This is a genomic window from Nitratireductor sp. StC3 (assembly GCF_003015025.1).
Lineage (GTDB): Bacteria > Pseudomonadota > Alphaproteobacteria > Rhizobiales > Rhizobiaceae > Mangrovimarina > Mangrovimarina alexandrii.
The window spans coordinates 23,741-49,078 of sequence record NZ_PYBP01000005.1 but is presented as its reverse complement, the minus strand read 5'-3'; the positions used below and the strand labels follow the sequence as shown (position 1 = coordinate 49,078).

11 protein-coding genes and 1 pseudogene are annotated in these 25,338 nt (G+C 67.7%); 4 read left to right on the top strand and 8 right to left on the bottom strand.

What is annotated here, in order from left to right:
• Positions 1-90: 90 nt before the first annotated feature.
• The gene (locus C7T96_RS11965) at positions 91-1,443 is read right to left on the bottom strand and encodes an NAD(P)-dependent oxidoreductase (protein WP_106571474.1); all 1,353 of its coding nucleotides are present in this window, start codon (positions 1,441-1,443) and stop codon (positions 91-93) included.
• Positions 1,444-2,030: 587 nt separating this feature from the next.
• Between C7T96_RS11965 and C7T96_RS11960 the strand changes: the two genes are divergently transcribed.
• Positions 2,031-2,267: a hypothetical protein gene (locus C7T96_RS11960; RefSeq protein WP_146149177.1), complete on the top strand. Its 237-nt coding sequence runs from the start codon at positions 2,031-2,033 to the stop codon at positions 2,265-2,267.
• Positions 2,268-2,447: 180 nt separating this feature from the next.
• On the opposite strand, the gene C7T96_RS24045 is transcribed toward C7T96_RS11960, so the two are convergent.
• The 7 genes and pseudogenes from C7T96_RS24045 to C7T96_RS11925 form a co-directional block, all read right to left on the bottom strand.
• The gene (locus tag C7T96_RS24045; protein ID WP_158264355.1) at positions 2,448-2,702 is read right to left on the bottom strand and encodes a hypothetical protein; all 255 of its coding nucleotides are present in this window, start codon (positions 2,700-2,702) and stop codon (positions 2,448-2,450) included.
• A gap of 1,065 nt (positions 2,703-3,767) precedes the next feature.
• A pseudogene (locus tag C7T96_RS11950) lies at positions 3,768-5,867 on the bottom strand (ABC transporter ATP-binding protein); the annotation flags it as partial.
• A gap of 78 nt (positions 5,868-5,945) precedes the next feature.
• Entirely contained in the window at positions 5,946-7,103 is a 1,158-nt protein-coding gene (locus C7T96_RS11945) for an ABC transporter permease (RefSeq protein ID WP_106571470.1), read from the bottom strand.
• A 12-nt stretch (positions 7,104-7,115) separates the two neighbouring features.
• A complete protein-coding gene (locus C7T96_RS11940) occupies positions 7,116-8,153 on the bottom strand; it encodes an ABC transporter permease (protein ID WP_106571469.1) in 1,038 nt (345 codons plus the stop codon).
• A 222-nt stretch (positions 8,154-8,375) separates the two neighbouring features.
• Positions 8,376-10,028 (bottom strand): ABC transporter substrate-binding protein, encoded by a 1,653-nt coding sequence (locus C7T96_RS11935; RefSeq protein ID WP_106571468.1) that lies wholly within the window; start codon positions 10,026-10,028, stop codon positions 8,376-8,378.
• A 374-nt stretch (positions 10,029-10,402) separates the two neighbouring features.
• Positions 10,403-14,572, bottom strand: a complete 4,170-nt coding sequence (locus C7T96_RS11930) for a translocation/assembly module TamB domain-containing protein (protein ID WP_348627236.1) — start codon at positions 14,570-14,572, stop codon at positions 10,403-10,405.
• Positions 14,573-14,696: 124 nt separating this feature from the next.
• Complete coding sequence (locus tag C7T96_RS11925) at positions 14,697-16,556, bottom strand: autotransporter assembly complex family protein (protein ID WP_348627235.1); 1,860 nt, start codon at positions 16,554-16,556, stop codon at positions 14,697-14,699.
• Positions 16,557-16,867: 311 nt separating this feature from the next.
• Here C7T96_RS11925 and C7T96_RS11920 point away from each other — a divergent pair, with 311 nt between their 5' ends.
• The 3 genes from C7T96_RS11920 to pbpC all read left to right on the top strand — a co-directional run bounded on the left by C7T96_RS11920 (position 16,868) and on the right by pbpC (position 25,325).
• Positions 16,868-17,461: an NAD(P)H-dependent oxidoreductase gene (locus C7T96_RS11920; protein WP_106571466.1), complete on the top strand. Its 594-nt coding sequence runs from the start codon at positions 16,868-16,870 to the stop codon at positions 17,459-17,461.
• A 199-nt stretch (positions 17,462-17,660) separates the two neighbouring features.
• Positions 17,661-23,132, top strand: coding sequence for an alpha-2-macroglobulin family protein (locus tag C7T96_RS11915; RefSeq protein ID WP_106571465.1), 5,472 nt, complete (start codon positions 17,661-17,663; stop codon positions 23,130-23,132).
• Positions 23,133-23,222: 90 nt separating this feature from the next.
• Positions 23,223-25,325, top strand: coding sequence for a penicillin-binding protein 1C (pbpC, locus tag C7T96_RS11910; RefSeq protein WP_106571464.1), 2,103 nt, complete (start codon positions 23,223-23,225; stop codon positions 25,323-25,325).
• Positions 25,326-25,338: the final 13 nt, after the last annotated feature.

Sequence of the window (25,338 nt, the reverse complement as noted above, 5' to 3'; positions counted from 1 at the left end):
AGCGGTCGCCGCGCCGTGCGGTTGTGCCGGATGATGGTTCATGGTCCCGTCCTCCCTTGCACGGGCGGTGTCCATGCCGGTGTCGCGCCGTCAGCCCGACAGCGCCCGGTTGATGCTGTCGGCCGCGTCGCGCCCCTGCGCGACCGCGGACACCGTCAGATCCTCGCCGCCGACAATGCAGTCGCCGCCGGCCCAGACCGACTTCATCGACGTGCGGCCCTCCTCGTCGACCTTGATGCGGCCTTGTTCGAGCGCGATCGCGTTGCCGCTGCCGTTGAGCGGTGCGGCATCGAAGGTCTGGCCGATCGCCTTGAACACCTGGTCGGCGGCAAGCGTGACCACCTCGCCGGTGCCCACCAGCTTTCCCTGGTCCAGGCGCGTATATTCGAGTTCGATGCCGACCGTCGTGCCGTTGACCGCAACGACGCGCTTCGGCTGTTGCCAGTGGCGAATGACGACGCCGTTCGAGGCGGCGAGATCCTGTTCGTATTCCGAGGCGTTCATGTGCTCCTTGCCGCGTCGGTAGCAGATCGTCACCTCCTCGGCGCCGAGCAGCTTGGACTGGATGGCCGCGTCGATCGCCGTCATGCCGCCGCCGATCACCACGACCCGGCGCCCGACCGGGATCGAGCCGAGATCGTCCGCCTGGCGCAGGCCGGCGATGAACTCCACCGCGTTGTCCACGCCCGGCGCGTCCTCGCCCTCCGCGCGCAGCGCGTTGACCCCGGCAAGCCCCATGCCCAGGAAAACGGCGTCGTGCGTGGCCGCGAGCTCAGCAAGCGCGATATCGCGGCCGAGCGCCTTGCCGTATTCGATGGCAATGCCGCCGACCGCCGTCACATAGTCGACCTCGGCCTGGGCGAAGTCGTCCACGGTCTTGTAGGCCGCGATGCCGTATTCGTTGAGACCGCCGGCCTTTGGCTTGGCCTCGTAGATGGTGACCGTATGGCCGGCGACCGCCAGGCGGTGGGCGCAGGCGAGACCGGCCGGCCCGGCGCCGACCACGGCGACCGACTTGCCGCTCGGCGCGGCGCGTTCGTAAAACTGCTTGCCGGCCTCCATCGCCACGTCGGTGGCATAACGCTGCAGCCGCCCGATCTGGACCGGCTTGCCCTCGGCGACCTCGCGCACGCACACCTCCTCGCACAGCGTTTCGGTCGGGCAGACACGCGCGCACATCCCGCCGAGAATGTTCTGGTCGAAAATCGTCTTGGCCGAACCGAGCGGATTGCCGGTGGCGATCTGGCGGATGAACATGGGGATGTCGATCGAGGTCGGACAGGCCTGCATGCACGGCGCGTCATAGCAGAAATAACAGCGATCCGCCTCCACCACCGCCTCGTGACGGTCGAGCGGCGGATGCAAGTCGGAGAAATTGTCCGAATACTGCGTCTGCGACAGTCGCCCGGCGACGATCCCGTCCTTGAACTGGCCTTGTGCCATCCCTGTTCCCCATTCTTGGTTTGGGAAAAATCTAGCACGTTTTGTTTTTTTATCAATCGGTCAAATTTTTAAACCGCGCCAGGCCACGATTATTACTTGACTATTACTTTCATGTTTTTATGGAACGGGAATCCGGGTCATCTCCAGGCATGGCGGGTTTGGCCCCGACCGGGACGGCGGGCCGGCGACAGCCGCGTCGCCGCCCGTCCCCTTTTCCGGTTTCATTGCCGTCATCGCCACCCGACGCGCAACCCGCGGCCGGTCGCTCCGTGCGGGACACGCGGCGTGTCGGCAAGGCCGCGACCCCGTCGCCGCCGAGTCCGCAACGGGGCCGACCGCCCGGCAAACATCGCTGAGAAGAATTCAATCTTTCTCAGATTTTCTCACAATTGAGCCGACCGAAGACGGCGACTACTTTCGCTCCGTCCGACTCGCAAGTCCGCGTCAGGTCTGATATTCAAAAATCCTGACGATTCCTGTGTACTTCTTCACTGGCCTTGCGGAAAATAGATGGATTGAATCGTATGAACGCAAGTTTCTTGCTATAAAAACTTGGATATCAAATCATTCAGCCTGGATTGACCCGCATGACAAGCAGACCCGATCCCGCCGACGTGATGCGCGCCGCCGACGCCGTGATGGAAGCTTATGGCGGCGAAGACCCGCAGCACGCGTTGCGGCAGGCAGCCCGCGCGGAAGATCAGGCGGTCAACAAGGTTTTTGCGCGGGCGGTTCGAGAAGAGATCGAAAAACGCTGCCTGCAACAGACACCCGAAAAATGGACGCCGGCGGCCGCGCGCGACCAGAGCGCGACACAGCGATAATCCGTCCTCATGGCTCGCGGTTTCCGCGCGGGCCGAAAAATCCAGCCCGCCGAACCCCACTCGATAAGGACATCAGCCCGTTTTGGAGTTTCCTGGCGAGGAGGAAGCCGGATCGCCGTTCGCAAACGCGTCAAGACGAAAAGTCAGAGCCGGTCTGCGAAACCGTGGAAAGCAGGACGCTTAGTCCCTGGCCAGGGCCGGATGCGGCACATTGTTGTTACCGACAGACGCATCGAACGGACGCTCCTTGCGCACCGTGTCGCACGCTTCGATATAGGCCATCTCGACAAAATAGCCGATCAGGGGCAACCCGTCGCCTTCGGCAAGCTGGCGCAACTCGCGCAAATGCTCTTGTAGATAGACCAGACGTTGATGCCGGCTTCCCCGCGTTCTTGCGCCCACGACGAAATCCCCCTTTTCAAAACTGTCACTCACCCCGCCGGCACCATAACCGCCAAGACGGACACGCGCGGGTTTCCGCCCATAACAGGCCCTGGTTGCAGTGGGTTGTGGAGGAAAACATCCCGCACGGCCGATGCCACGGGCCGCGTCCGGCGAGGGGCGGGCGATCGCGTCCAGCCCCTCCTCCCGGGCCGACGGCTTCGGTCGCCGGCAAGACCGGCGCTTTGCGGCCATAGTGTTTCCAGGCGAAGTGGAAGCCGGTTCGCCGTTCAAAAACGCGTCAAGACGATAGGTCAGAGCCGGTCTGCGAAGCCGTGAAAAGCAGAACGGCTCCGGCGGCTAGCGCGGCTTCTTGCCGAATATCTTGACATATTCGGCTTCGCCGCCCTTGGCGAGCGCCTTGGCCTGCTTGACCCAATCCTCGCGCTCGATGCGGCCGTGGAACTTCAAATGCCCGTCGACCCACGCGCGTTCGGCTTTCTTCCACGAGGCGATCTGGCCGTAGCTGTAAATGCCGAGCCCGTTCAAAATGCCTTCGATCTTCGGGCCGACGCCCGAGATCAGCTTGAGATCGTCCGGCTTGGCCGGCTTTTTCATCGCCGGCGGGCGGTTCTTGTCCGGGTCGGGCGCCGGCTGGGCCTTGGCTGGCCCTGCCTTCCCGGCGACGGAGCTACCCTTGCGGGCCGCAGCCGACGGCGCTTTTTTGGCGGTCTTCGGTGCCGGTCCGCGCGCGGCAAGCTCTCCGCGCGACACTTTCTTCGGCCCCGCCGGGGTGGCCTTGCGGCCGGCAAGATCGGTGTCGGGCGCGGCCTGCTTGGCCGTTTTCGGCCGCTTCGCGGTGGCCGGCTTGGTCGATGCGCTCACCGCCTGCCGGCCGGCGCCGACCTGCGACATCACCTTGGCCGGCGCGGATTCGCCCGGCAGCGCCGAGGGTGTCTTGCGCGTGCGCGCGCTGCCCGTCTTCTTCGCCGCCGCCTCGCGGGCTGCCGGAATTTCGCCCTTCGCCTTTTGCCGGGGCGACGGGGCCGTCTCGGCGGCCTTGGTGGCCTTGGCGGATGCCGGTTTGCGCTTCGTTTCGGCGACCTTGCTGGCGCCGACCTCGAAGCTGATCACCGGCTCCATCTCGTCCAGGATCTCGTCGTCGAGCCAGCACAGGCTTCTGTGGCCATTGCCGAGTTCCTTGAGCGGCGGCACCTCGGTTTCGCATTTATTGCCCGGCACACGCGACTTCCAGCGGCAGCGCGTCTGGAACGGACAGCCGGTGGGCGGGTTGAGCGCGGAGGGAATATCGCCCTCAAGCACGATATGCTGCTTGACCACGCTGGTGTCGGCGATCGGGATCGCCGAAAGCAGGGCCTCCGTGTAGGGATGGTAGGGCGGCGAAAAAATCTGGTCGGTCGTGCCCTGCTCGACGATGTAGCCCAGATACATCACCACCACCCGGTCGGCGAGGTAGCGCACCACCGACAGATCGTGGCTGATGAACAGCATCGTCGTCTTGTTCTTGCGCTGGATGTCCATCAAGAGTTCGGTGACGGCGGCCTGCACCGACACGTCGAGCGCCGACACCGGCTCGTCGGCGACCACCACCTTGGCATTGCCGGCAAAGGCGCGCGCCACGCCGATGCGCTGCTTCTGGCCGCCCGAAAGCTGGCGCGGCATCCTGACCGCGAAGGCGCGCGGCAGCTTGACCAGGTCGAGCAGTTCCAGCATCCGCGTATGGCGGTCGGCCTGGCTGTTGCCGACCTTGAATTTCTCCAGCGTGCGGATGATCTGCGAGCCGACCGAATGGCTCGGATTGAGCGTGTCGAACGGGTTCTGGAACACCATCTGGATCGAGGAGATCGTGTCGACGTCGCGTTCCTCGATCGGCGTCGACTGGATTTCCTTGTTGCCCAGCGTCACCCTTCCCTCGGTCGCCGTTTCCAGGCCGAGCAGCACCTTGGCGAGTGTCGACTTGCCGCAGCCCGATTCGCCGACGATCGCCACGGTCTCGGCCTCGCGCGCCTCGAAGCTGATCGTCTCGTTCGCCTTGACCGTGCGCGTCTCCGAGCCGCCGAAGATCGCGTTGGCGGCGACGTGGTAATATTTCTTCAGCTTGTCGACCACCAGCGCCGGCGCGCCCGGCTCGGTGGCCTCGTGCTCGACCGTCGCGCCTTCCGGCAGCGCCTCCCAGTCGAGTTCGTTGAACCGCACACAGCGGCTCTGGTGCCGGTCGTGACCCTCGACGTCGATCATCGGGATCTCGGCCGCGTCGCACACCCCTTCCACGAAATGGTGGCAGCGCGGCGCGAAATTGCAGCCCCGCGGACGCTCCTGCGGCAGCGGCAACTGCCCGGGAATGGCGATCAGCGGCCGCGAGTTCTTGTCCGCGCCGGGCAGCGGGATCGAGCGGAACAGGCCCTGCGTATAGGGATGGCGCATCTGGTTGAACACGTCGTCGATATTGCCGGTTTCCACCGCCTCGCCCGAATACATCACCGTGATCCGGTCGCAGGTCTCCAGGATCAGGCCGAGATTGTGCGACACGAAGATCATCGACGTGCCGAACTCCTTGCCGAGCCCCTTGACCAGTTCGACAATCCCGGCCTCGACCGTCACGTCGAGCGCGGTGGTGGGCTCGTCGAGCAGAAGCAGCGCCGGCTTCGACAACAGCGCCATGGCGATGACGATACGCTGCTGCTGGCCGCCCGAAAGCTGGTGCGGATAGGACCGCATCATGCGCTCCGGGTCGGGCAGGCGCACGGAGCGCACCATCTCCAGCGCGCGACTATAGGCCTCCTCCTTCGACACCTTGTCGTGGATCAGCGGCACTTCCATGAGCTGTTGTCCGACCTTCATGGCCGGGTTCAGGCTCGCCATCGGCTCCTGATAGATCATGGCGATCTCGTTGCCGCGGATCGCCCGCAGCTCCGCGTCCGACATGTCGCCCATGTCGCGGCCCTTGAACTTGATGCGCCCGCCGACGATCTGGCCGACATTCGAAAGGTCGCGCATGATGCCGAGCGACACGGTCGACTTGCCGCATCCCGATTCGCCGACGATGCCCATCGCCTCGCCGGGCATCACCGAACAGGAAAAATCCATCACCGCCGGGATCTCGCCCTTGCGGGTGAAGAACGAGATCGACAGGTTCTCGATTTCCAGGATCGGTTCGTCCGTCTTCTGGTTCCGCGAGATGCTGATGGCTTCGTTCATGGCGTCGCTCTCGGTTTCTTCTGTCTGTGCGGGCCCCGCCGCGCGGCGGGACGCGAGGAGATCGTGGTTCGGCTGCCGTCAGTCCTTCAAAGACTCCTCGCGCAGCGCGTCGGCGAGCAGGTTGAGCCCGAGCACGAACGACATCAGCGCGATCGTGGGCGGCAGCGCCGGATGGATATAGGAGCGCAGGAGACGGCTCGATTCCTTGATCGCCGTGCCCCAGTCAGGGCTTTCCGGCGCCAGGCCGAGGCCGAAATAGCCGAGCGTGCCGAGCAGGATCGTCGTGTAGCCGATCCGCAGGCAGGCATCGACGATCAGCGGCCCGCGCGCATTGGGCAGCACCTCCCACAGCATGATGTACCAGGGGCTCTCGCCGCGCGTCTGCGCCGCCGCGACATAGTCGCGGGTCTTGATGTCCATCACCAGCCCGCGCACGATGCGGAACACGCCCGGCGACGAGGCGAACACGACCGCCACGAAGATGTTGAGCTCGTTCGGCCGGATGGCGATGATGCCGAAAGGATCGGCGTCGAAGACCAGCCCGAGATAGACCCAGCCGCCGATCAAAAGCGTTACCACCAGTTGCACGGCAAGCAGTTGCGGGCGGCTCTTGTAGCGCGTGAAAAACAGCGTGCAGAAGAAGATGATCGGAAACAGGAAGAACACGCCGGCCATGCCGTAGGGGATCGGCGTGTCCATGATGCCCGGCGTCACCAGCAGGTAAAACAGCAGGATCACCGGAAAGGCCAGCACCAGATTGGCCAGGAAGGACAGGACCGAATCGATGCGCCCGCCGTAATAGCCGGCCGGCAGGCCGAGCGTGATGCCGACCATCAGCGCGAACAAGGTCGCCGCCGGCGCGATCACCAGCACGATCTGGCTGCCGAACACCATCCGGCTGAAGATGTCGCGCGCCAGCCGGTCGCCGCCGAACAGGAACGCCTGTCCCGATTCGGGCTCGATCGCGCCGGGCAGCGCATCCTTCATGACGAAGAGCTGCGCCAGCGGGTCGAACGGCGAGATCACTTCGGCGAAGATCGACGTGAACAGCCAGAACAGGCAGATGACGACGCCGGCGATGCCGGCACCGGTGTCGAAGAGCTGTCCGTAAAGGCCGAGCCTGGCCTTGAAGGTCATGCTCAGGCTCAACACGATCGCGAGCGCGAGCCAAACCGGCCAGAACCGGACAAGCACGCCAACAAAGGTCTGGAAGACGCCGAGATATTCAAGTTCCATGCGAAGCGCCCCCTAGCTTACGCGGATGCGCGGATTGAGATAGGCATATCCCACATCCGAGATGAGCTGCGTGAACAGGACGACGAACACCGAGACCAGCGAGCAGCCGAGCAGAAGATCGATGTCGTTGTTGCCGGCCGCCTCCACCAGCGTGTAGCCAAACCCCTGATAGCGGAACATCACCTCCACGATGACGACGCCGGTCAGCAGCCACGGGAACTGAAGCATTATCACCGTGAACGGGGCGATCAGCGCGTTCCTGAGCGCGTGTTTGATGACCACCGCGTTGAAGGCCAGGCCCTTCAGGCGCGCCGTGCGGATATATTGCTGGGTCATCACCTCGACCATCGAGGCCCGCGTCATGCGCGCGATATAGCCGATGCCGTAGATCGCCATCGTCATCACCGGCAGCGTGAAATTGGAGAATGTGATGCCGCGGCTGGTGGCGGTTGCCGCCGATCCGTTGAGGATGCCCAGCCACGAGGCGAAGATGACGGTGAAGATGACGCCGGAGACATATTCCGGCGTCGCCGTGGTGGCGATCGAGGCCACCGAGAGACTTCGGTCGGTTCGCGTGCCTTCCCGCATGCCGGCGATCACGCCGATCAACAGCGAGACCGGCACCATCACGATCATCACCCAAAACATCAGCAGGCCGGTCGCGCCGAGCGCGGGAAACAGCTTCGCCGCCACCGTCGTCTTGAACTTGGTCGAGCAGCCGAAATCGCCCTGCAGAATGCCGCCGTAATAGGGCTCGTCGGGCTCGTCGCAATAGGAGAACCGCGCCGTCGCCACGCCGGTCTCCGGGTCGACATAAGGCTGTTTCTGGACCACGCCCAGCCAGCGGCCGTAGCGGACGAAGAAATTGTCCCGGTAGCCGTTCTTGACCAGCCAGCTTTCGATATGCTCGTCCGAGGAGCGCATGTCGAGCTGACTGATCGACAGCTTGCGCAGATTCGGCTCGAGATTGACCATGAAAAAGACGACGAGCGTCAGGCAGAACATGGTCAGCGCCATGGTGCCGAGCCGTCTCGCGACGAATGAAATCATCTCTATCCCCTGCCGGTCGGGTGGGGATGCCGCGCGCCGGGGTCGCCGTTACGAGATCAAGGATGTTTTGCGGGTGCCGAAAACGGGACGGATCGACGTTCCATCCAAACCCACTCCACCATGCAAGCCGGTTTTCCGGCTCTTCTTGTTCCCTCTGGGCGGCCCGACCGCGGCGTTCCCCGCGCGAAATGGGGGCGCTGGCGCCCCCATTCCCGATTTTCCTTACGCGTTGTCGAGCCAGACCTTGCCGAAATCGTGCTCGAACGTCGGATGCATCTCGAAATTCATCACCTCCGGCGCGTGGTGATTGTAGAGCTTGCGCCAATAGGGCTGGATGATGATGCCCGAATCCTGCAGGTGCTTCTCGATCTTTTCCATCAGCACCTTGCGCTTGTCGGCATCGGCGATGGTCAGCGCCTCGTTGATCATGCCGTCGAGCTCGGCGTTGGAATAGCCGGCCTCGTTCCAAGCCTCGCCGGTGCGGTAGGCGAGCGACAGGACCTGCACGCCAAGCGGACGCATGTTCCAGTTGGTCATGGAGTACGGATATTTCGTCCAGTCGTTCCAGAAGGTGGAGCCGGGCAGAACGGTCCGCTTGACCTTGATGCCGGCCTCGCGGATCTGCGCGGCGATCGCGTCGCCGGTGTTCTTGTGCCAGTCCTCGTCGACCGTGATCAGCTCGTGCTCGTAGTCGCTCTGGCCGGCCTCGGCCATCATCGCCTTCGCCCCCTCGACGTCGCGTTCCTGCGGGGGCAGCTCGACATATTCGGGATGGATCGGCGCCACGTGGTGGTTTTCCGCCGGCTCGCCGGCATTGCCGTAGCCGAGCGCGAGCACGATCTTGTTGTCGACCGCCATCTGCAGCGCCTTGCGCACCTTGATGTCGTCATACGGCTTGTTGTTGACATTGGTGCGCGCGACGATCGTGGCGGCGGTGACCGTCTCCGACGTGTCCATGCCGACGCCTTCGAGAATGTCGACGAAATCGGCCGAGGTCTCGTGGTTGGCCTGCACCTCGCCGGCCTCGAACGCCGACACCATCGCCGAAGGATCGGTGCCGTAGTCGATGAACTCGACGCCGTCGAGATAGGCTTCGCCGTTCCACCACGTGCCGTTCTCGCGGCGCTTGTAGACCACGCTCTGGCCGACATCGTAGGAGACCAGTTCGAACGGGCCGGTGCCGATCGGGTTCTCGACGAAGTTCGCGCCGGTCTCGTCGAAGCTGCGGTGCACGACCAGCGCCGGGTAGTCGGTGAGGTTCGGGATCAAGGCGATGTCGGGCTTGGTCAGCTTGAGCTTGATCGTCATGTCGTCGACCTTCTCGATCGCGCCTTCCCTGAGCTTGCCGGTTTCGTCGTCCACCAGCGAACCGAGACGGCCCGGCATGGAATTACCTTCCGAGCTCTTGTCGGCCCAACGGGTGAAATTGAAGATCACGTCGTCGGCATTGAATGTATCGCCATTGTTCCAGGTCACGCCCGGACGCACGTGAAGCACATATTCGGTGGCGTCGTCGTTAACGTCCCAGCTTTCGAGCAGATAAGGCTCGATCGTATATTGATGCGTGTATTTGACCAGCGGCTCGAGGGTCTGGCGCTGGGCATTGGCGATTTCCGACCAGTCCGCCGTGCGCGGGTCCTTGGGATCCTTCACCCACATCGCCACCTTCAGCACGCCGCCCTTCTTCGGCTCCTGCGCCAAAGCCTTGGTTGGCGCGGTCAGGCCGATCATGCCATAGGCCATCGCCGTCGAGGCGCCGAACACGCTTGCCATGGTGAGGAACTCGCGGCGATCCATCTTGCCCGATTTCACGCTCTCGGCGAGCTCGGCAATCTTCTCGGGCACCCGGTCGCCATTGCTCTTGTAGAACTTCATCGCACTCTCCCGTTGTTTGGCTTTTCGCCTATTAGCATTCCGCATCCGGCCACACTTGTCAAAAGCCGGACACGGGACATTCCCGAGCGAAATGTGCAACTTCGCCAAAGGACAAGATGCCGCGATTGCGACAAGAACAGGCTAGAATCGCCGCGAAGCCGCCGAATTGTTGCGCATAGCACGCCACTGGCCACGATCGCGTGCGCGGCTCGCGCCATGGTTGCGCACCGGCCGCGCGGGCGTGACGAGGCCGCGCGGGAGCGACGCATCGGGACGCGAGGCCTTGCCTGCCCTGACTTTTGCCCGCGACAGGCCGCGGTTGCAGAAAAAATCGCCCGGCTTGTCGAGACCGCCGCCGCAGGCGCGAAACAGGCTCAGTATTCGCGTTCGAAAAAGATGCCGCCCTTGGCCTCGCCGTCGTCGCTGGCTTCGCCGCGCAGCTTCACCCCGCGACCGATATTGAGGTCGATCCGGGCCTTGCCCGTGCCAGCGCCGTCGCCCTTCTCGATGCCCACATAGGTGCGGTCGTTGAGATATTTGCCGACGGCAACCGACGCCTTGCCGGTCTCCGCGTCCGTCTTGATGTCGATGTCGTCGACGCCGATCTGGTCGCGCAGATTGTCGAGCAGCGAGGTCGAGCCGCCGACGCCGGCCAGTTGGGCGGCCGCGGCGGCGAGTTGGGCGATCTGCAGCGGCGACAGGTTCGACAACGAGCGGCGGAAGATCACCCGCGCCAGCACCTCGTCTTCCGGCAGGCTGGGCGTCGAGGTGAACGAGAATTTCGGATTGTTCGCCTGGCCGGTCACGGCCACCGTCGCGGTGACGTCGTCGGCCCTTGTGTCGGCGGCGAAATCCAGGCGCGGGATCAGCGAGCCGGCGAAGTCGAGCGTGCCACGCGTGAAGTCCAGCCGTTGTCCGAGGATGGAAAGCCGCCCGCGCCGCATGGTAAAATTGCCGATCGCACGCGGCGCCGACGCCGAGCCGGTCAGGCGGATCCTGCCGCCGAACTCGGCATCGATGCCCCGGCCCTGGATGAAGATCTGGCGCGGCGCGTCGACCGTGACGTCGAGCGTCAGCCCGCCGCCGCCGCTCCCGCCCGCTTCGGCCGGACGCATGGCTTCGGCCTGTGCCTCGATCGCGCCGGTGGCGTTGCGATGCTTGACGTCGAGCTGGGCCAGAGACGGCGGCAGTTTTTCCGGCACGGTGATCACGGTTCTGCCGAGATCGACCTGGCCCGAAAGCAGCGGCAACTGGGTCAGCCCGCCGGTCACCGTCAGCGTACCGCCGAAATTGGCCGTCACCACGCGCCCGTCGGTGTAGCGCCCGTCGGTGACCCGCGCCGTCAGATCCGCGGGAAAGCCGCGCGCCGGGTCGATCGCCAGCGTGCCGCCGACGCTCAACTGCCCGCCGGTCGACAACGTGCCGGTCATCGAGCGGATCGTGGCCACATTCCGGGCCAGACCGATATCGGCGGCGATGTCCTTGACCGCGATGCCCGAGCGCGCATCGACAAGCCGCGCGCCGGTGGTTTTGACCGTTCCGGAGATCGCCGGCGCGCCGGCCGGGCCGGAGACCGCGACCTGGAGATCGGCGCCGCCGTCGAGGGCAAGCCCCTGCGCGGCCAGGCGCCGCGTCAGGAAGGAAAACGGCACCTTGCCGGCGAAGTTGAGATCGAGCGCGATGGCGCCCGCCGTGTCGACCGTGCCGCCGCCCTTCACACCCAGCCCGCCGGCACCGCCCGCATCGGCGTCGAAACGCAGCCGGCCCTGCTGGAACGTGCCGCTGGAGGCGATCGACAGCGCGCCGAACCCGGCTTCGCGGGTCTGGCTCGTCGCCATGTCGCGCCAGTCGACGGCATAGGCAATGCGGGGATCGGACGCCGCGCCGGCGACATCCACCGTGCCCGAGATCGCGCCGGTCGCACCGAGTCCCGGCGCGAATCCGTTGGCAAGCGAGGCCGGCAGTCCCGAAAGCCGGACCTTGAGATCAAGCGTTGCGCCGGCCGTGCCCGAAATCTCGGCTTCGCCGCCGCCGAGGCCGAGTGCCAGCCGGTCGAGCACCGCCGTGCCGTCGCGCACCGTGACCGTCGTCGGCCGCGCCAGCGTCGCCGAAATGCCGCGGAACGTGCCCCTGGCCGCGTCCAGCGCAACGGTCGTCTCGCCGTCGGCGACCGCCACCCGGCCGGCGGCCGAAGCCGGTATGCCGGCAACCGTCGCCCCGCCGGAAAAGCCGGTCCATGCGCCCTCGCGCGTCAGCCGCAGGTCGATCGCGCCGATATCGGCCCCGCCCGCCCTGACCGCGTTTGCCTGCACGCGCCCGGCAAGGGTCGGCGCGGCGAGATAGTCGCGCGCGCTGAGGCTCACGCGGGCCTCGTCGACAACGATGTCGCCGCGCACGATCCGCCCCGTCTGCGCCGACAGATCGACCACCGGGACCGCGCCGTCCTTGCCGAAGCGGATGGACCCGGAGACATCGCCGCTTGCCTCTTCCAGCGCCATCGCCGCCAGCGGCCCGATATCGGGCAGCGCGATCGTCAGTTCGCCGACCGGCACGAAGGCGTCGTCGAGATCGAGCGTGCCGGAGATGCGGTTCTCGCCGACCTCGACCAAAAGCTCCTCGACCCGGCTTGCGCCGTCGGCCGAGCGCAGGGTTGCCTTGCCCTTGATCGTCTCGCCCTCGATCGCGCCGCTGAGCGAAATGTCGGCGACCGGTCGCGCCAGATCGGCCGTGCCGGAGGCTTCGAGCACGAGATCGGTGATCGCCCGGCCGGCGCTTTCGATGCGCTCGCTTTCCACCGTGACCGTGACGTCCGGCCGGGCCACTTCGCCCGTCGCCGCCAGGGCGAAGCTGATCGCGCCTTGCGCCTGGTCGGAAAGCCGCGCGACGGCGCCGTAGCGGCCGTCGAGCCGCGCGTCGAGCGCGCCGTCGGAAAGCGATACCCGCCCTTCGGCGGCGAGCGGATCGGAACGCAGCGCGAGGTCGCTGAGCGCCAGAGCGCCATCGCCTCCCCGCTCGAGCCGGCCCGAGACGGCCAGCCTGTCGCCGAGATAGGCGCGCGCGGCTTCCGGCAGGGCCGCAACCAGCAGGTCCGCGGCAAAATTGGCCTCGACGGCAGCGCCCTCGATCGTGAAGGCGCCATCGGCGCTGGCGCTGAGCTGGTTGTTCTTGACCGCGATCGTGTCGAAGACGATCCGGCCGGTCTCCAGACGCGCCTTGCCCGTCATGTCGAGCGGCCCGGCCACCAGCGGCGCGAGCGCGGTCTGAACCGTGCCCACGCCCCCCGCCGACAGGCGCAGCGACACCGGACCGGTCCGCTCGGCGATGTCGAGCCCCTCCGAGGAGAGGCGCGCCGCGATGTCGGCGAAACCGAAACCCGCCGCCTGGGCGGACGCGAGCGACAGCGCCGCCTCGAAGGCCGGCGCCGCCCCCTTGCCCGTCACCCGCACATGCGCCTCGCGCACCCCCACGATCACCGGATCGGCATCGGGGCCGAAGGTGAGCATGACCGGCCCGTTCTGCGCCGCGGCCTTAATGTCGAGATCGCTCTCGGCTTTCGGATCGACCCGCCCCGACGCTGTGGCGCTGAGCGCGTCCGACTGCACCAGCGCGCGTTCGATCGCCACCGCGCCGTCCTCGCCCAGCGTTGCGGCGAGGTCGAACAGCATCGTGCCGGCCGCCGCCGGCGCCAGCCCGTCGGGCAGGAAGCGCGCAAAATCGCCTTCGCCCTTGGCCGCCACGAAGCGCCCGGCCCCGCTCTGGCGATGCTGCGCCGAAAGGCTCGTGACCACCTTATCGTCGACCGACAGGCGTCCTTGCGCCTGCCAGTCGGCAAGCGGGCCGCTGCCCGAAACCACGAGTTCGACGGCGGGGGCGCCCGGCAGTTTCAAGAGCCCGGCCAAAAGGCCGCCATCGGGTTCGCGCGCGGTCACGTCGAGCGCCAGACGGTTCTGGTCCGGCGCGAAATCGACCTTGGCGCTGACCTCGGTGCGCGCGCCGTCGATGCGCTCGGCCTGAAGATCGGCGCCGATCCTCAGCGGCGCGTCATCGGCCATCGCCGAGCCGCGCGCGGCGAGCGTCATCGCCTCGCCGGCGACGTCGGCCCCGAGCGCGATCCGCGGCAGGTCGATGCGCGCGATCTCGACCGAAACCGGAAGCGAGAAGCCGCCGCCGTCATCGGTGTCGGCCGGTTCGGCCGCCTCCGGCAGGCGCAGCATGTCGATGCTGCCGGCATGAAGCCGCTCGGCCTGGAACGCGAACCCCGCGAGCGCCAGCGGCGACCAGTCGAGCGCGATATCGCTCAGCGACAGCCACGCGCCGCGTCTGTCCGACACGACGACCGAGCCGACCCGCGCCTGCCCCGAAAGCAGCCCATCCAGCCCCTGGATGCGCACCGTGCGCTCCGGCCCCGAGGCCAGGCCCGAGGCGATCGCGGCCAGCTTGGCACGCCCGGCCTGCGTTTGGGTGAACACCACCAGCATCCCCGCCGCGAACACCACGACGAGGACGAGCCCGATCAGCACGGAGCGCAGGATTCTGCGAAGCACGACTATCCTTTCGGCCGGACCGTGAATCAGTCCGTCTGGCAACGACTATAGGGTGATTTCCGCCGAAATCATGTTGAACGGCCCTCTGCGGCATGCAGGCCGTGCCGCACCGGCGCCGGACACCTCAGAAGGACTGGCCGATGCCGGCATAGATGCCGAAGGTCGGATCGCCGGGGCGCCTGTTCAAGGGCACGCCGACATCGACCCTGAGCGGACCGAACGGCGTCAGGTAGCGCACCCCGAGGCCGGCGCCGAACTGCATGTCGGCGAAGTCGGGCGTGGTCGAGGTCGAAACCGCGCCACCGTCGATGAACGGCACGATGCCGAAACTGTCGGTGACCTGGATGCGCATCTCCGCCGACATCTCGACGTAGGAAAGCCCGCCGGTCGGCATGCCGGCGGCATTGCGCGGACCGATATCCTGGTAGCCGTAGCCGCGCACCGAGCCGCCGCCGCCCGCATAGAAGCGCCGGTCGGCGGGGATCGCGGCAAGCGGCGCGCCGAAGATCGAGCCCGCTGCGACCCGGCCGGCGGCGACGAAGCGCTTGGCCTCGTCCAGCGCCCGATAGGCGGACGCCTCGCCCTTGATCTTGACGAAGCTGGTCGCGTTGAGGAAGTCGTGCGCCGGCTCGACATAGGCGAGCAGACGGAAGCCGGATTTCGGATCGAGCCTGTTGTCGCGGTTGTCGAACACGTACTGGATCGGCGTGCTGGCGATCAGATGCTCGTTGCTGCCGAAGGAATCGTCGATCTTGGAATAGTCGAGCGCGACCTCGGCCGACACCGTCTGCGTGTCGGTGAGTTCGTAGCGCAGGCCCGTCGCGCCCTTGACCGAGAAGCGGTCGAAGGCGTCGGGATGCTCGAACGTGGCGTCCAGCCGCGCGATGAATTTCGACGGCGGCCCGATCACGCCCGGTTTTTCGAACAGCAGCCCGGCCCGGTAGTCGAGCTTGCCGAACTGCGTCGTGTCGCCGATCCGGCTGATCGAACCTTCCACGCGCAGCTTTTCCGCCCGCCCGAACAGGTTGCGGTGCCCCCAATAGCCCTCGAGCCCCGCGCCCTCGGTATTGGAGAACGTGGCCCCGACGCCGAAAAAGCGATGCTTGCGCTCCGACACCGTCACATCGACCGGCAGGCTGCCGTCGGCATCGAGCGCGTCGGCCTCGTTGACCGCCACGCTGTCGAACACTTCGAGCTCCAGGAGCCGTTCGCGCGCCGCCTCCAACTCGTCGGGCGAATAGGTCGCGCCCGGTTCGATCCCCGCCATATAGGCTGTGAACTCGCGGTCGACCCTTTCGGTCCCCTCGACGCGCGTCGCGCCGAAAGGCGCGACCGGCCCCGCCTCCAGCACCAGGGTGACGTCGAGCAGGCCGGTCTTGTGATCGGCCACGATCTCGCGTTCGGTCACCTGCGCCAGGGGGTGGCCCCTGTCGCGCAGCGCCCGCACCATTTTCGCTTCGGCGTTGAGGATCACCGTCGAGCCGGCCTCGCCGCCGGGCATGAGACCGAAGCGGGCCGGCGCGATGTCGCCGGTATCGCCGCCGACGTCGATCCGGCCGAGACGGAAGACCTGGCCCGGCGTCACCACCACCCGCACCGGCACCGGTTCGGCGGTAAATTCCGCGTCGGGCGGCAGGTCGTCCAGCGCCCGCCCGGCGATCGAAATCTCCACCGTGCCGTCGTAGCGCGCTGCCTCGTAGAGCGCGGCGACCAGCAATTCGCGCTCGGTGCGCGCCTTCGCCAACAGGCCCAGCGACCCCGACACCGGACGGTCGGCGTCGGCGAGAAGCGTCGAGGCGGCTTTCAGCCTGCCGTCCAGCTCGGACCCGGCATCGCCGGTTTCGAGTTCGACCGCATAGGTGAGCGGATCGACGACGGCCGCGACGTCGTCTTCCTGCTTGGAGCCGAACAGCGTGATGCCGAAAAGCTCGAACGCAAAAGCCGGCCCCGGCGCCAGGACGAGAGCCAAGGCGACGGCGGACACGGAAGCCAGGCCGCGACGAACGCGCCTGCCGTGCGGTACTCCAGAACTTTCCGCGCCCGGGCTCAGCATGGCTCCAACATAGCGATAATGGTTAAAATTGCCCTGAAGGTTTTAGCGGATGTGGAAACGGGATGCACCTCCGCGGTTCCCTCCCTTCGCATGCTTGGGTGATTTCACAAGGGGTTCGCCGGAAAAAAAACGACGATCGCTTCGCCCTGTTTTCACCATTACGGCAAGCTGATACGCAAATCGGCGCCGCCCGGATGGCTTTACCGGCCCCCCAGCGCGGCGAACGGAAGGAACCGCGCCCGATGCGTGTGCTTGTCGTCTACTGCCATCCGGTGCCCGAGAGTTTTTGCGCCGCCCTGCGCGACCGCGCCCTTGCCGCGCTCGCCGCGGCCGGTCACGAAACACGCCTTGTTGACCTTTATGCCGAGGGTTTCGATCCGGTGATGGGCGCCGAGGAACGGCGCGGCTACAACATCCACGAACCGGTCGACGACAGGCTCGCACCCCATATCCAGGCGCTGCGCTGGGCCCAGGCGATGGTGTTCGTCTACCCGACATGGTGGTACGGCCAGCCGGCCATGCTCAAAGGCTGGTTCGAGCGGGTTTGGGCCAAGGACGTCGCCTTCACGCTTGCGGACGAAGGCGGGCGGATCGAGCCTTTGATGCGCCACGTCGAAAAGCTCGCCATCCTCACCACCTGCGGCGCGCCGCGCTGGTGGTCCTTTCTCGTCGGCCACCCCGGACGCAAGACCCTATTGCGCGGCATCCGGGCGCTGTGCGCGCGCCGTTGCCGCACACTCTACCTCGCCAAATACGAAATGGACGCGGCGGACGAACCGGCCCGCGCGGCCTTCCTGGCCAGGGTCGAGCACAGGCTGGCGGCGTTTTTCGCCTGAGCGCCGGCCGGCCCGTGCGTCGCCGCCCGACGCCCGGCCTCCTGCTGCGAAGACGGCGAAAGGCGCCGTCCGGCCTCGATCGCGAAGGCGGCGCGACACGCTCTGGCCGCATTCGCGCGCCTACCATCACATTGATTGACAAGCCGACACAAAGCTTGGCCAAATATCGGCGACCACGCGCCGACCGCCGGAGGATTTCATGTCGCCACGCACGGGCAAAGGCCTTTTTCTTACCCTTTTCACGACGCTCGCCCTGCTTGCGGCGCCGGCCTTCGGCCAGGAAACGCGCCAGATCGTCACCACCGCCGATTCGGACTATTACGGTTTCGACCTGCGCACCGAGCGCGACGTCTCGCTCGACCAATGCAAGGCCGCCTGCCTGGCCGATCCGGCCTGCCGCGCCTTCACCTTCAACACCAGCGCGAAATGGTGTTTTCTCAAATCCGACTACAATCAGCTGAACCCGTTTCCCGGCGCGGTTGCCGGCAAGGTCGAGACGGCCCTCGGCGAGCCCGACATCGGCGCGCCGAAAACGCTTTCCTTCGTGCCCGCCCACGTGACCGGCGATGCCGAGCGCCTGCGCGCCGACGTGCTTGGCAAGGCCAATGCCGGCGGCGCCGGCCTCGCCTTCCTGGTCCAGGCGGCCGAAAACGCCATGGCCTCCAACGATCCGCGCGCCGCCCTGCTCAACTACCAGAACGCGCTCGCGATCCTGCCCGACGACACCGCGATCTGGACCGGGCTTGCCGCCGCCGCCAACGCGGTCGTGCCGCGCTCGGGCGAAAGCGCCTATTATTTCCAGCGCCTGGGCACGGGAGCCGCCATCAACGCCTATCTCCTGTCGCGCACCGCCAACCAGCGCGCCGACGCGCTCAACCAACTGGCGCCGGCGCTTGAAAAACGCAGCATGTTCCGCCCGGCGATCACCGCCTATGAGGAAAGCCTGGCGCTAGTAGCCTCGCCCCGGATCCAGGCGCTTTACGCCGACCTGAAACGCCGCAAGGGGTTCCGCGTCGTCGAACACACGATCGATTCCGACAGCGCCACGCCGCGCGTGTGCGTCCAGTTCTCCGAGGATCTGGTCAAGAGCGGCATCGACTACGCGCAATTCGTGCGTGTCGACAACGCGCCGACCACGGCCGTCGACAAGGGCGAGCGCGAATTGTGCGTCGCCGGGCTCGAGCATGGCGGGCGCTACCGCATCGTCATCCGCCAGGGCCTGCCGGCCGCGATCGGCGAGGTGATCGCCGAGCCCGTCGCGCTCGACATCTATGTGCGCGACCGGTCGCCCTCGATCCGCTTCACCGGCGACAATTTCGTGCTGCCGGACAGCGCGCGCCGCGGCATCCCGCTGGTCTCGGTGAACACCGACAAGGCCGAGATCGCGCTCTACCGCATCGGCGCGCGTTCGCTCGCCCGGCTGATGGGCGAATCGCGGTTCCTGCGCCAGCTCGACGCCTATGAGCTGGGCAGCATCGCCGACGATCTCGGCGCGCCGGTCTTCGAAGGCACGATCGACATCGCCGCCGACCGCAACAAAGAGGTGATCACCTCCTTCCCTGTCGACGAGGCCGTCCCGGAGCGCGAGCCCGGCGTCTACGTGATGACCGCCGTGCCCGAAAACGACCGCCGCGACAGCTGGGATTCGCGCGCAACGCAGTGGTTCCTGGTCTCCGATATCGGGCTTGCCACCTTCGCCGGCGAGGACGGGCTCAATGTCTTTGCCCGCTCGCTCGACAGCGCCGCGCCGCTTGCCGACGTCACGCTGCAGCTCGTTGCGCGCAACAACGAGGTGCTCGCCACCGCGCGCACCGACGACGGCGGCCGCGCCCGCTTCGACGCCGGCCTCGCACGCGGCGAAAACGGCCTTGCCCCGGCCGTCATAACCGCCGAGACCGGCGAGGATTTCGTCTTTCTCGACATGACACGGGCCGGTTTCGACCTGTCCGACCGCGGCGTCACCGGCCGGCCCTCGCCCGGCGCGCTCGACGTCTATTCCTGGACCGAGCGCGGCATCTACCGCGCCGGCGAGACCGTGCACGCCGCCGCCCTGGCGCGCAATCCCGCCGCCGACGCCATCGACGACCTGCCGCTGACCTTCATCTTCCAGCGCCCGGACGGGGTGGAGGACCGCCGCATCGTTTCCAACGGTGCGGAGCTCGGCGGCCATGCCGTCGAGCTGGAGTTGACCGACAACGCCATGCGCGGCACCTGGAGCCTGCGCATCCACGCCGATCCCAAAGAGCCGCCGCTGTCGGAGAAATTCTTCCTGGTGGAGGATTTCGTGCCCGACCGCATCGAGTTCGATCTCGCCGCCGACCGCGAGGACATCGCCCTTGGCGAGGCCGCCTCCGTCGAGGTCGACGGGCGCTATCTCTACGGCGCGCCGGCCGAGGGCCTGGCGCTCGAAGGCCAATTGGCGATCACGCGCAGCCGCGAATGGGCGCGCTTCCCGGGTTACCGGTTCGGCCTCGAGGACGAGGAGGATGTCGAGGACGTGCGCGTCGCGCTCGACGGCCTGCCGCGCACCGGCCCGGACGGCAAGGCCGCCTTCCCGGTCGAACTTGCGCAAGTGCCCTCCACCACCCAGCTGCTCTCGGCCGAGATCTCGGTGCGCATGGTCGAGGCCGGCGGTCGCGCCGTCGAGCGCACGCTCGAACTCGGCGTGGAGCCCGAGGGTCCCTCGCTCGGCCTCAAGCCCGAATTCGAGGGCGGCCAGGTGCCGGAAGGCAGCATCGCCAGTTTCCGCGCCATCGCGGTCGGCCCGGACGGCGCGCGGCTCGACGCCGCCGGCCTGTCCTGGTCGCTGGTCAAGATCAACCGCCAGTATCAATGGTATCGCAGCGGCAATTCCTGGCGCTACGAGCCCATCGTTTCGACCAGCCTGGTCGAGGAAGGCAGCATCGACGCCACGGCGGCGGGCGAGGCCCAGATCAGCGTTCCGGTCGACTGGGGCCGCTACCGGCTGGAGATTGAGACGGACGACCCCGCGGGGCCGGTCACCAGCGTGGAATTTTCCGCCGGCTGGTTCGTCGCCGCGCGCTCGACCGAGACGCCGGACGGGCTGGAAATCGCGCTCGACAAGGAAAGCTACCGGGTGGGCGACACCGCGCGGCTGAAGATCGAGTCGCGTTTCGCCGGCCAGGTTCTGGTCGCCGTCGGGTCCGAAAGCCTGATTTCGACCGTCACCGCCGCGGTTCCCGCCGACGGCGCGACCATCGAGATCCCGGTGACCGAGGACTTCGGCGCCGGCACCTATGTGACGGCCACCCTGTTCAGGCCCGGCGAGGCCGCCGAGACGCGCCTGCCGATGCGCGCCATCGGCGTGAAATGGCTGACCGTCGACCCCGGCCCGCGCAAGCTCGCCGTCGCCCTGGAACTGCCTGAAAAGACCGAGCCGCGCCAGCCGCTCACCATCCCGCTCGCCGTGACCGGCCTGCAGCCGGGCGAGGAGGCCTATGTCACGGTGGCCGCCGTCGACGTCGGCATCTTGAACCTCACCCGCTACGAGGCGCCGGACCCGGCCGGCTGGTATTTCGGCCAGCGCATGCTCGGCATCGAAATGCGCGATCTCTACGGTCGGCTGATCGACGGCTCGCCCGGCGCGACCGGCCGGCTGCGCACCGGCGGCGACGGCGGCGGCATGAGCCCCCAGGGCAGCCCGCCGACCGAAAAGCTGGTCGCCTTCTTCTCCGGCATCGTCAAAGTCGACGAGGACGGGCGCGCCACGGTCGCCTTCGACATTCCGCAATTCAACGGCACCGCCCGCGTGATGGCGGTCGCCTGGTCGAAATCGGGCACCGGCAGCGCCGAACGGGACATCGTCATCCGCGATCCGGTCGTGCTGACGGCGAGCCTGCCGCGTTTCCTGGCGCCCGGCGACCAGACCCGGCTGCTGCTGGAGATCGCCAACACCGACGGGCCGGCCGGCGCCTATACGCTCGGCCTCGCCACCGGCGCCGCCCTGGTCGCCGACACCGGCGCCCTGCCCGCGACCCTCGATCTGCCCGCCGGCGGCAAGACGACGCTCACAGTGCCGGTCGCGGCCGAAACCGCCGGCGACGGCGCGATCACGCTCACGCTCTCCCATGCCTCCGGCCTGGCGATCGAACGCACGGTCGCGCTGCCGGTCCGGCCCGGCGTCATGCCAGTCACGACGCGGCGCACCGTGGCGCTGGCCGGCAAGGGCGGCAGCCTGAGGATCGACGGCGAACTGCTCGCCGCGTCGATCGCGCAAGGCGCCTCGGTCACCGTCAACGTCACCCGCGGCTCCGCCTTCGACGTGCCGGCGCTGCTGATGTCGCTCGACCGGTATCCCTATGGCTGCGCCGAGCAGACGACGAGCCGGGCGCTGCCGCTGCTTTATGTCGGCGAATTGTCGAAATCGGCCGGGCTGGAGGACGATCCGGCCCTGCGCGGACGCGTGGCCGACGCGATCGAACGGGTCCTGTCCCATCAGGCCTCGTCCGGCTCGTTCGGACTGTGGGGCCCGGGCTCCGGCGATCTGTGGCTCGACGCCTACGTCACGGATTTCCTGACCCGCGCACGCGAGCAGGACTATCACGTGCCGGCCGCGGCCATGGACCAGGCACTGCTTAATCTGCAGAACTCGCTCGCCTACGATGTCGATCTCGCCACCAATGGCAGCGAGGTCGCCTACGCGCTCTACGTGCTGGCGCGCAACCGCAAGGCGTCGGCCGGCGATCTGCGTTATTATTCCGACACCCAGCTCGGCGCCTTCTCCAGCCCGCTGGCACGGGCCCAGCTCGCCGCCAGCCTGTCGCTTTACGGCGACGCCCAGCGTGCCGGCCAGGCCTTCTCCTCCGCGCTGACCCTGGCGCGCGGCGTGGAACCCGGCCTGCAGGCCCGCGCCGACTATGGCTCGGCGCTGCGCGACGGCGCGGCCATGCTGGCGCTGGCGGCCGAAAGCCGGCCCGAGCCGGCGCTGGTGCCGCAGATGGTCTCCTACGTCTCCGATATCCGCAAACAGACGCGGTATCTCAGCACGCAGGACCAGGCCTGGATGCTGCTCGCCGCGCGCGCCGTCGCCGGCGCCAGCGACGACATCCGCCTCGACATCGGCGGCAGCCCGCACGAGGGCGCCTTCTCGCGCCGTCTTAGCGGCGAGGCGCTGGCATCCGATCCGTTCGTGATCACAAACAGCGGCGACGAGCCGGTCGAGGCGGTGGTGACCACGCTCGCCGCCCCCGAACAGCCTCTGCCGGCCGGCGGAGACGGGTTTTCGATCGAGCGCAGCTACTACACGCTCGACGGCAAGCCCGCCTCGATCGCCGCCGCCCGCCAGAACGAGCGCTACGTGGTGGTGATCAAGGTGCGCGAACACAACGACTGGCCCTCGCGCATCCTGGTCAACGATCTCTTGCCCGCCGGGTTCGAGATCGACAATCCGCGCCTGGTCGGCAGCGCCGAGCTGAAGAATTTCGAATGGCTCGGCCAGACAAACGCGGTGCATACCGAGTTCCGCGACGACCGGTTCATCGCCGCCTTCACCCGCGGCCAGGGCGGCGATCGCGACTACACGCTCGCCTATGTGGTGCGCGCCGTCACGCCGGGCGTCTTCGTCCACCCCGCCGCCAGTGTGGAGGACATGTACCGCCCGCAGCTTTCGGCGCGCACGGCCTCCGGCTTCATGGAGGTGGTGGGCGAGTAAGAGACGGAGGCCGACGATGAGCACGCGCCCGATGGGCCGTTTCCGGCGTGCGGGACCGCCCGCGCGCGGCGCGCGCCGGGCGGAAAGGTCATGCGCCTGAACCGGCCGGCCCTTGTCCGTCTCGCGCGCCGGAGCGCGCTCGCCGTCGCCGTTCTGGCGGTCGTGGCCGGCGCCGGCCTGTGGCTGCTCGACCGGCTCGACCGCGCGTTTCCGCCGCCGCTCGACAGCGCCGCCGCGATCTCCACCGAAGTCGTCGACCGCAACGGCGTGCTTTTGCGCGCCTACGCGCTCGAGGACGGACGCTGGCGGCTCGGCGCCGATCTCGACAGGATAGACCGCGCCTTTGTCGCCATGCTGGTCGCCTATGAGGATCAGCGGTTCTGGAGCCATCGCGGCGTCGATCCGCTGGCGCTTCTGCGCGCCGCCGGCCAGTTCCTCGCCAATGGCCGCATCGTGTCGGGCGGCTCGACGCTGACCATGCAGCTCGCCCGGCTGATCGAGCCGCGCGCCGAACGCAGCCTCGGCGCCAAGCTGCGCCAGATGGCGCGCGCCCTGCAGATCGAGCGCCGGTTGTCGAAACGCGAGATCCTGACCCGCTATCTGACGCTCGCGCCCTATGGCGGCAATCTGGAGGGCGTGCGCGCGGCGAGCCTGGCCTGGTTCGGCAAGGAGCCGGCCCGGCTGTCGCTGCCGCAGGCGGCATTGCTGGTCGCCCTGCCGCAATCGCCGGAGGCGCGCCGGCCGGACCGGCATCCCGACGCCGCGCGCGCCGCCCGCGACCGCGTGCTGGCGCGCATGGCAGGCGCCGGCGTCATCATCGACAGCGAGGTCGCGCGCGCGGCCGCCGAACCGGTCTCGCCGGTCCGCCGCCCGCTGCCGGGCTTCGCCGCCCATGTCGCCGACGCCGCGCTGCGCGAAGAACCCGCCGCGCAACGCCACCAGCTCACCATCGACCGCGGCGTGCAGGAACGGCTGGAACGGGTCGCGAAAAAGGCGGCGGCGCGCATCGGCCCGAAAGTCTCGGTGGCGATCGTGCTCGCCCGGGCCGACACCGGCGCCATTCTCGCCAAGGCCGGCTCGGCCGATTATTTCGACGCTGCCCGCGCCGGCTGGATCGACATGGCGCGCGTCGCCCGCTCGCCGGGCTCGACGCTGAAACCCTTCATCTACGGGCTCGCCTTCGAGGACGGCCTGGTCATGCAGGAGACGACGATCGAGGACCGGCCGGCCAATTTCGCCGGCTACCGGCCGAAGAATTTCGACATGGAGTATCAGGGCGACGTCAGCGTGCGCCAGGCGCTGCAATTGTCGCTGAACGTGCCGGCGGTGCGGCTGCTCGACACGGTCGGCCCGGTCCGGCTGGTCGCGCGCATGAAGCGCGGCGGCGTGACGCCGACGCTGCCGGAGGGCGAAAGGCCGGGGCTGGCCATCGGCCTCGGCGGCGTCGGCCTGTCGCTGGAGGAGCTGGTCCAGCTCTATACCGGCCTGTCGCAACGCGGCCGGGTCGCGCGGCTGCACAGCCGCGCCGGCGCCGAGCTGCCAAAGCCGCCCGGCGAGCCGATCCTGTCGCCGCAGGCCGTCTGGCAGATCACCGACATCCTGTCCGGCGTCGCCCCGCCCCAGGGCGCGCCGCGGCTCGGCATCGCCTACAAGACCGGCACCTCCTACGGTTATCGCGACGCCTGGTCGGTCGGTTATGACGGCCGCCACGTCATCGGGGTCTGGGTAGGCCGTCCCGACGGCGGCGCGGTGCCCGGCCTCACCGGCTATCTCGCCGCCGCGCCGATCCTGTTCGAGGCGTTTGCCAAATCCGGGCTCGGCATCGCGCCCCAGCCGCGTCCGCCGGCCGGCGCGGTCCGGCTTGCACGCGCCGACCTGCCCTTCGCCCAGCGCCGCTTCGCCCCCTCGGCGCGCGAGAGCGCCGACGCGCCGGTCGAACCGGCGCCGGAGATCGTCTATCCACCGCAGGGCGCGCGTGTCGATCTCGGCCTGCGCGCCGGTGCCACCATGCCGCTGGCGCTGAAGATCAATGGCGGCCGCGCGCCGTTCCGCTGGCTCGCCAACGGCCGCCCGGTGCGGCTGTCGGCGCGGCGACGCACCGCCGCCTGGACGCCGGACGGCGCCGGCGCCTCGACCTTGACCGTCATCGACGCGGCCGGCCGCGCGGCCAGCGTCAACGTGTTTCTGGAATAGGCGAGCGCCGTCC

What these genes read in the sequence shown, in the direction of transcription:
- C7T96_RS11945 (WP_106571470.1), bottom strand. Translation starts at nt 7,103, where the DNA reads ATGGAACTTGAATATCTCGGCGTCTTCCAGACCTTTGTTGGCGTGCTT.
- C7T96_RS11915 (WP_106571465.1), top strand. Translation starts at nt 17,661, where the DNA reads ATGTCGCCACGCACGGGCAAAGGCCTTTTTCTTACCCTTTTCACGACG.
- pbpC (WP_106571464.1), top strand. Translation starts at nt 23,223, where the DNA reads ATGCGCCTGAACCGGCCGGCCCTTGTCCGTCTCGCGCGCCGGAGCGCG.
- C7T96_RS11935 (WP_106571468.1), bottom strand. Translation starts at nt 10,028, where the DNA reads ATGAAGTTCTACAAGAGCAATGGCGACCGGGTGCCCGAGAAGATTGCC.
- C7T96_RS11965 (WP_106571474.1), bottom strand. Translation starts at nt 1,443, where the DNA reads ATGGCACAAGGCCAGTTCAAGGACGGGATCGTCGCCGGGCGACTGTCG.
- C7T96_RS11920 (WP_106571466.1), top strand. Translation starts at nt 16,868, where the DNA reads ATGCGTGTGCTTGTCGTCTACTGCCATCCGGTGCCCGAGAGTTTTTGC.
- C7T96_RS11940 (WP_106571469.1), bottom strand. Translation starts at nt 8,153, where the DNA reads ATGATTTCATTCGTCGCGAGACGGCTCGGCACCATGGCGCTGACCATG.
- C7T96_RS11960 (WP_146149177.1), top strand. Translation starts at nt 2,031, where the DNA reads ATGACAAGCAGACCCGATCCCGCCGACGTGATGCGCGCCGCCGACGCC.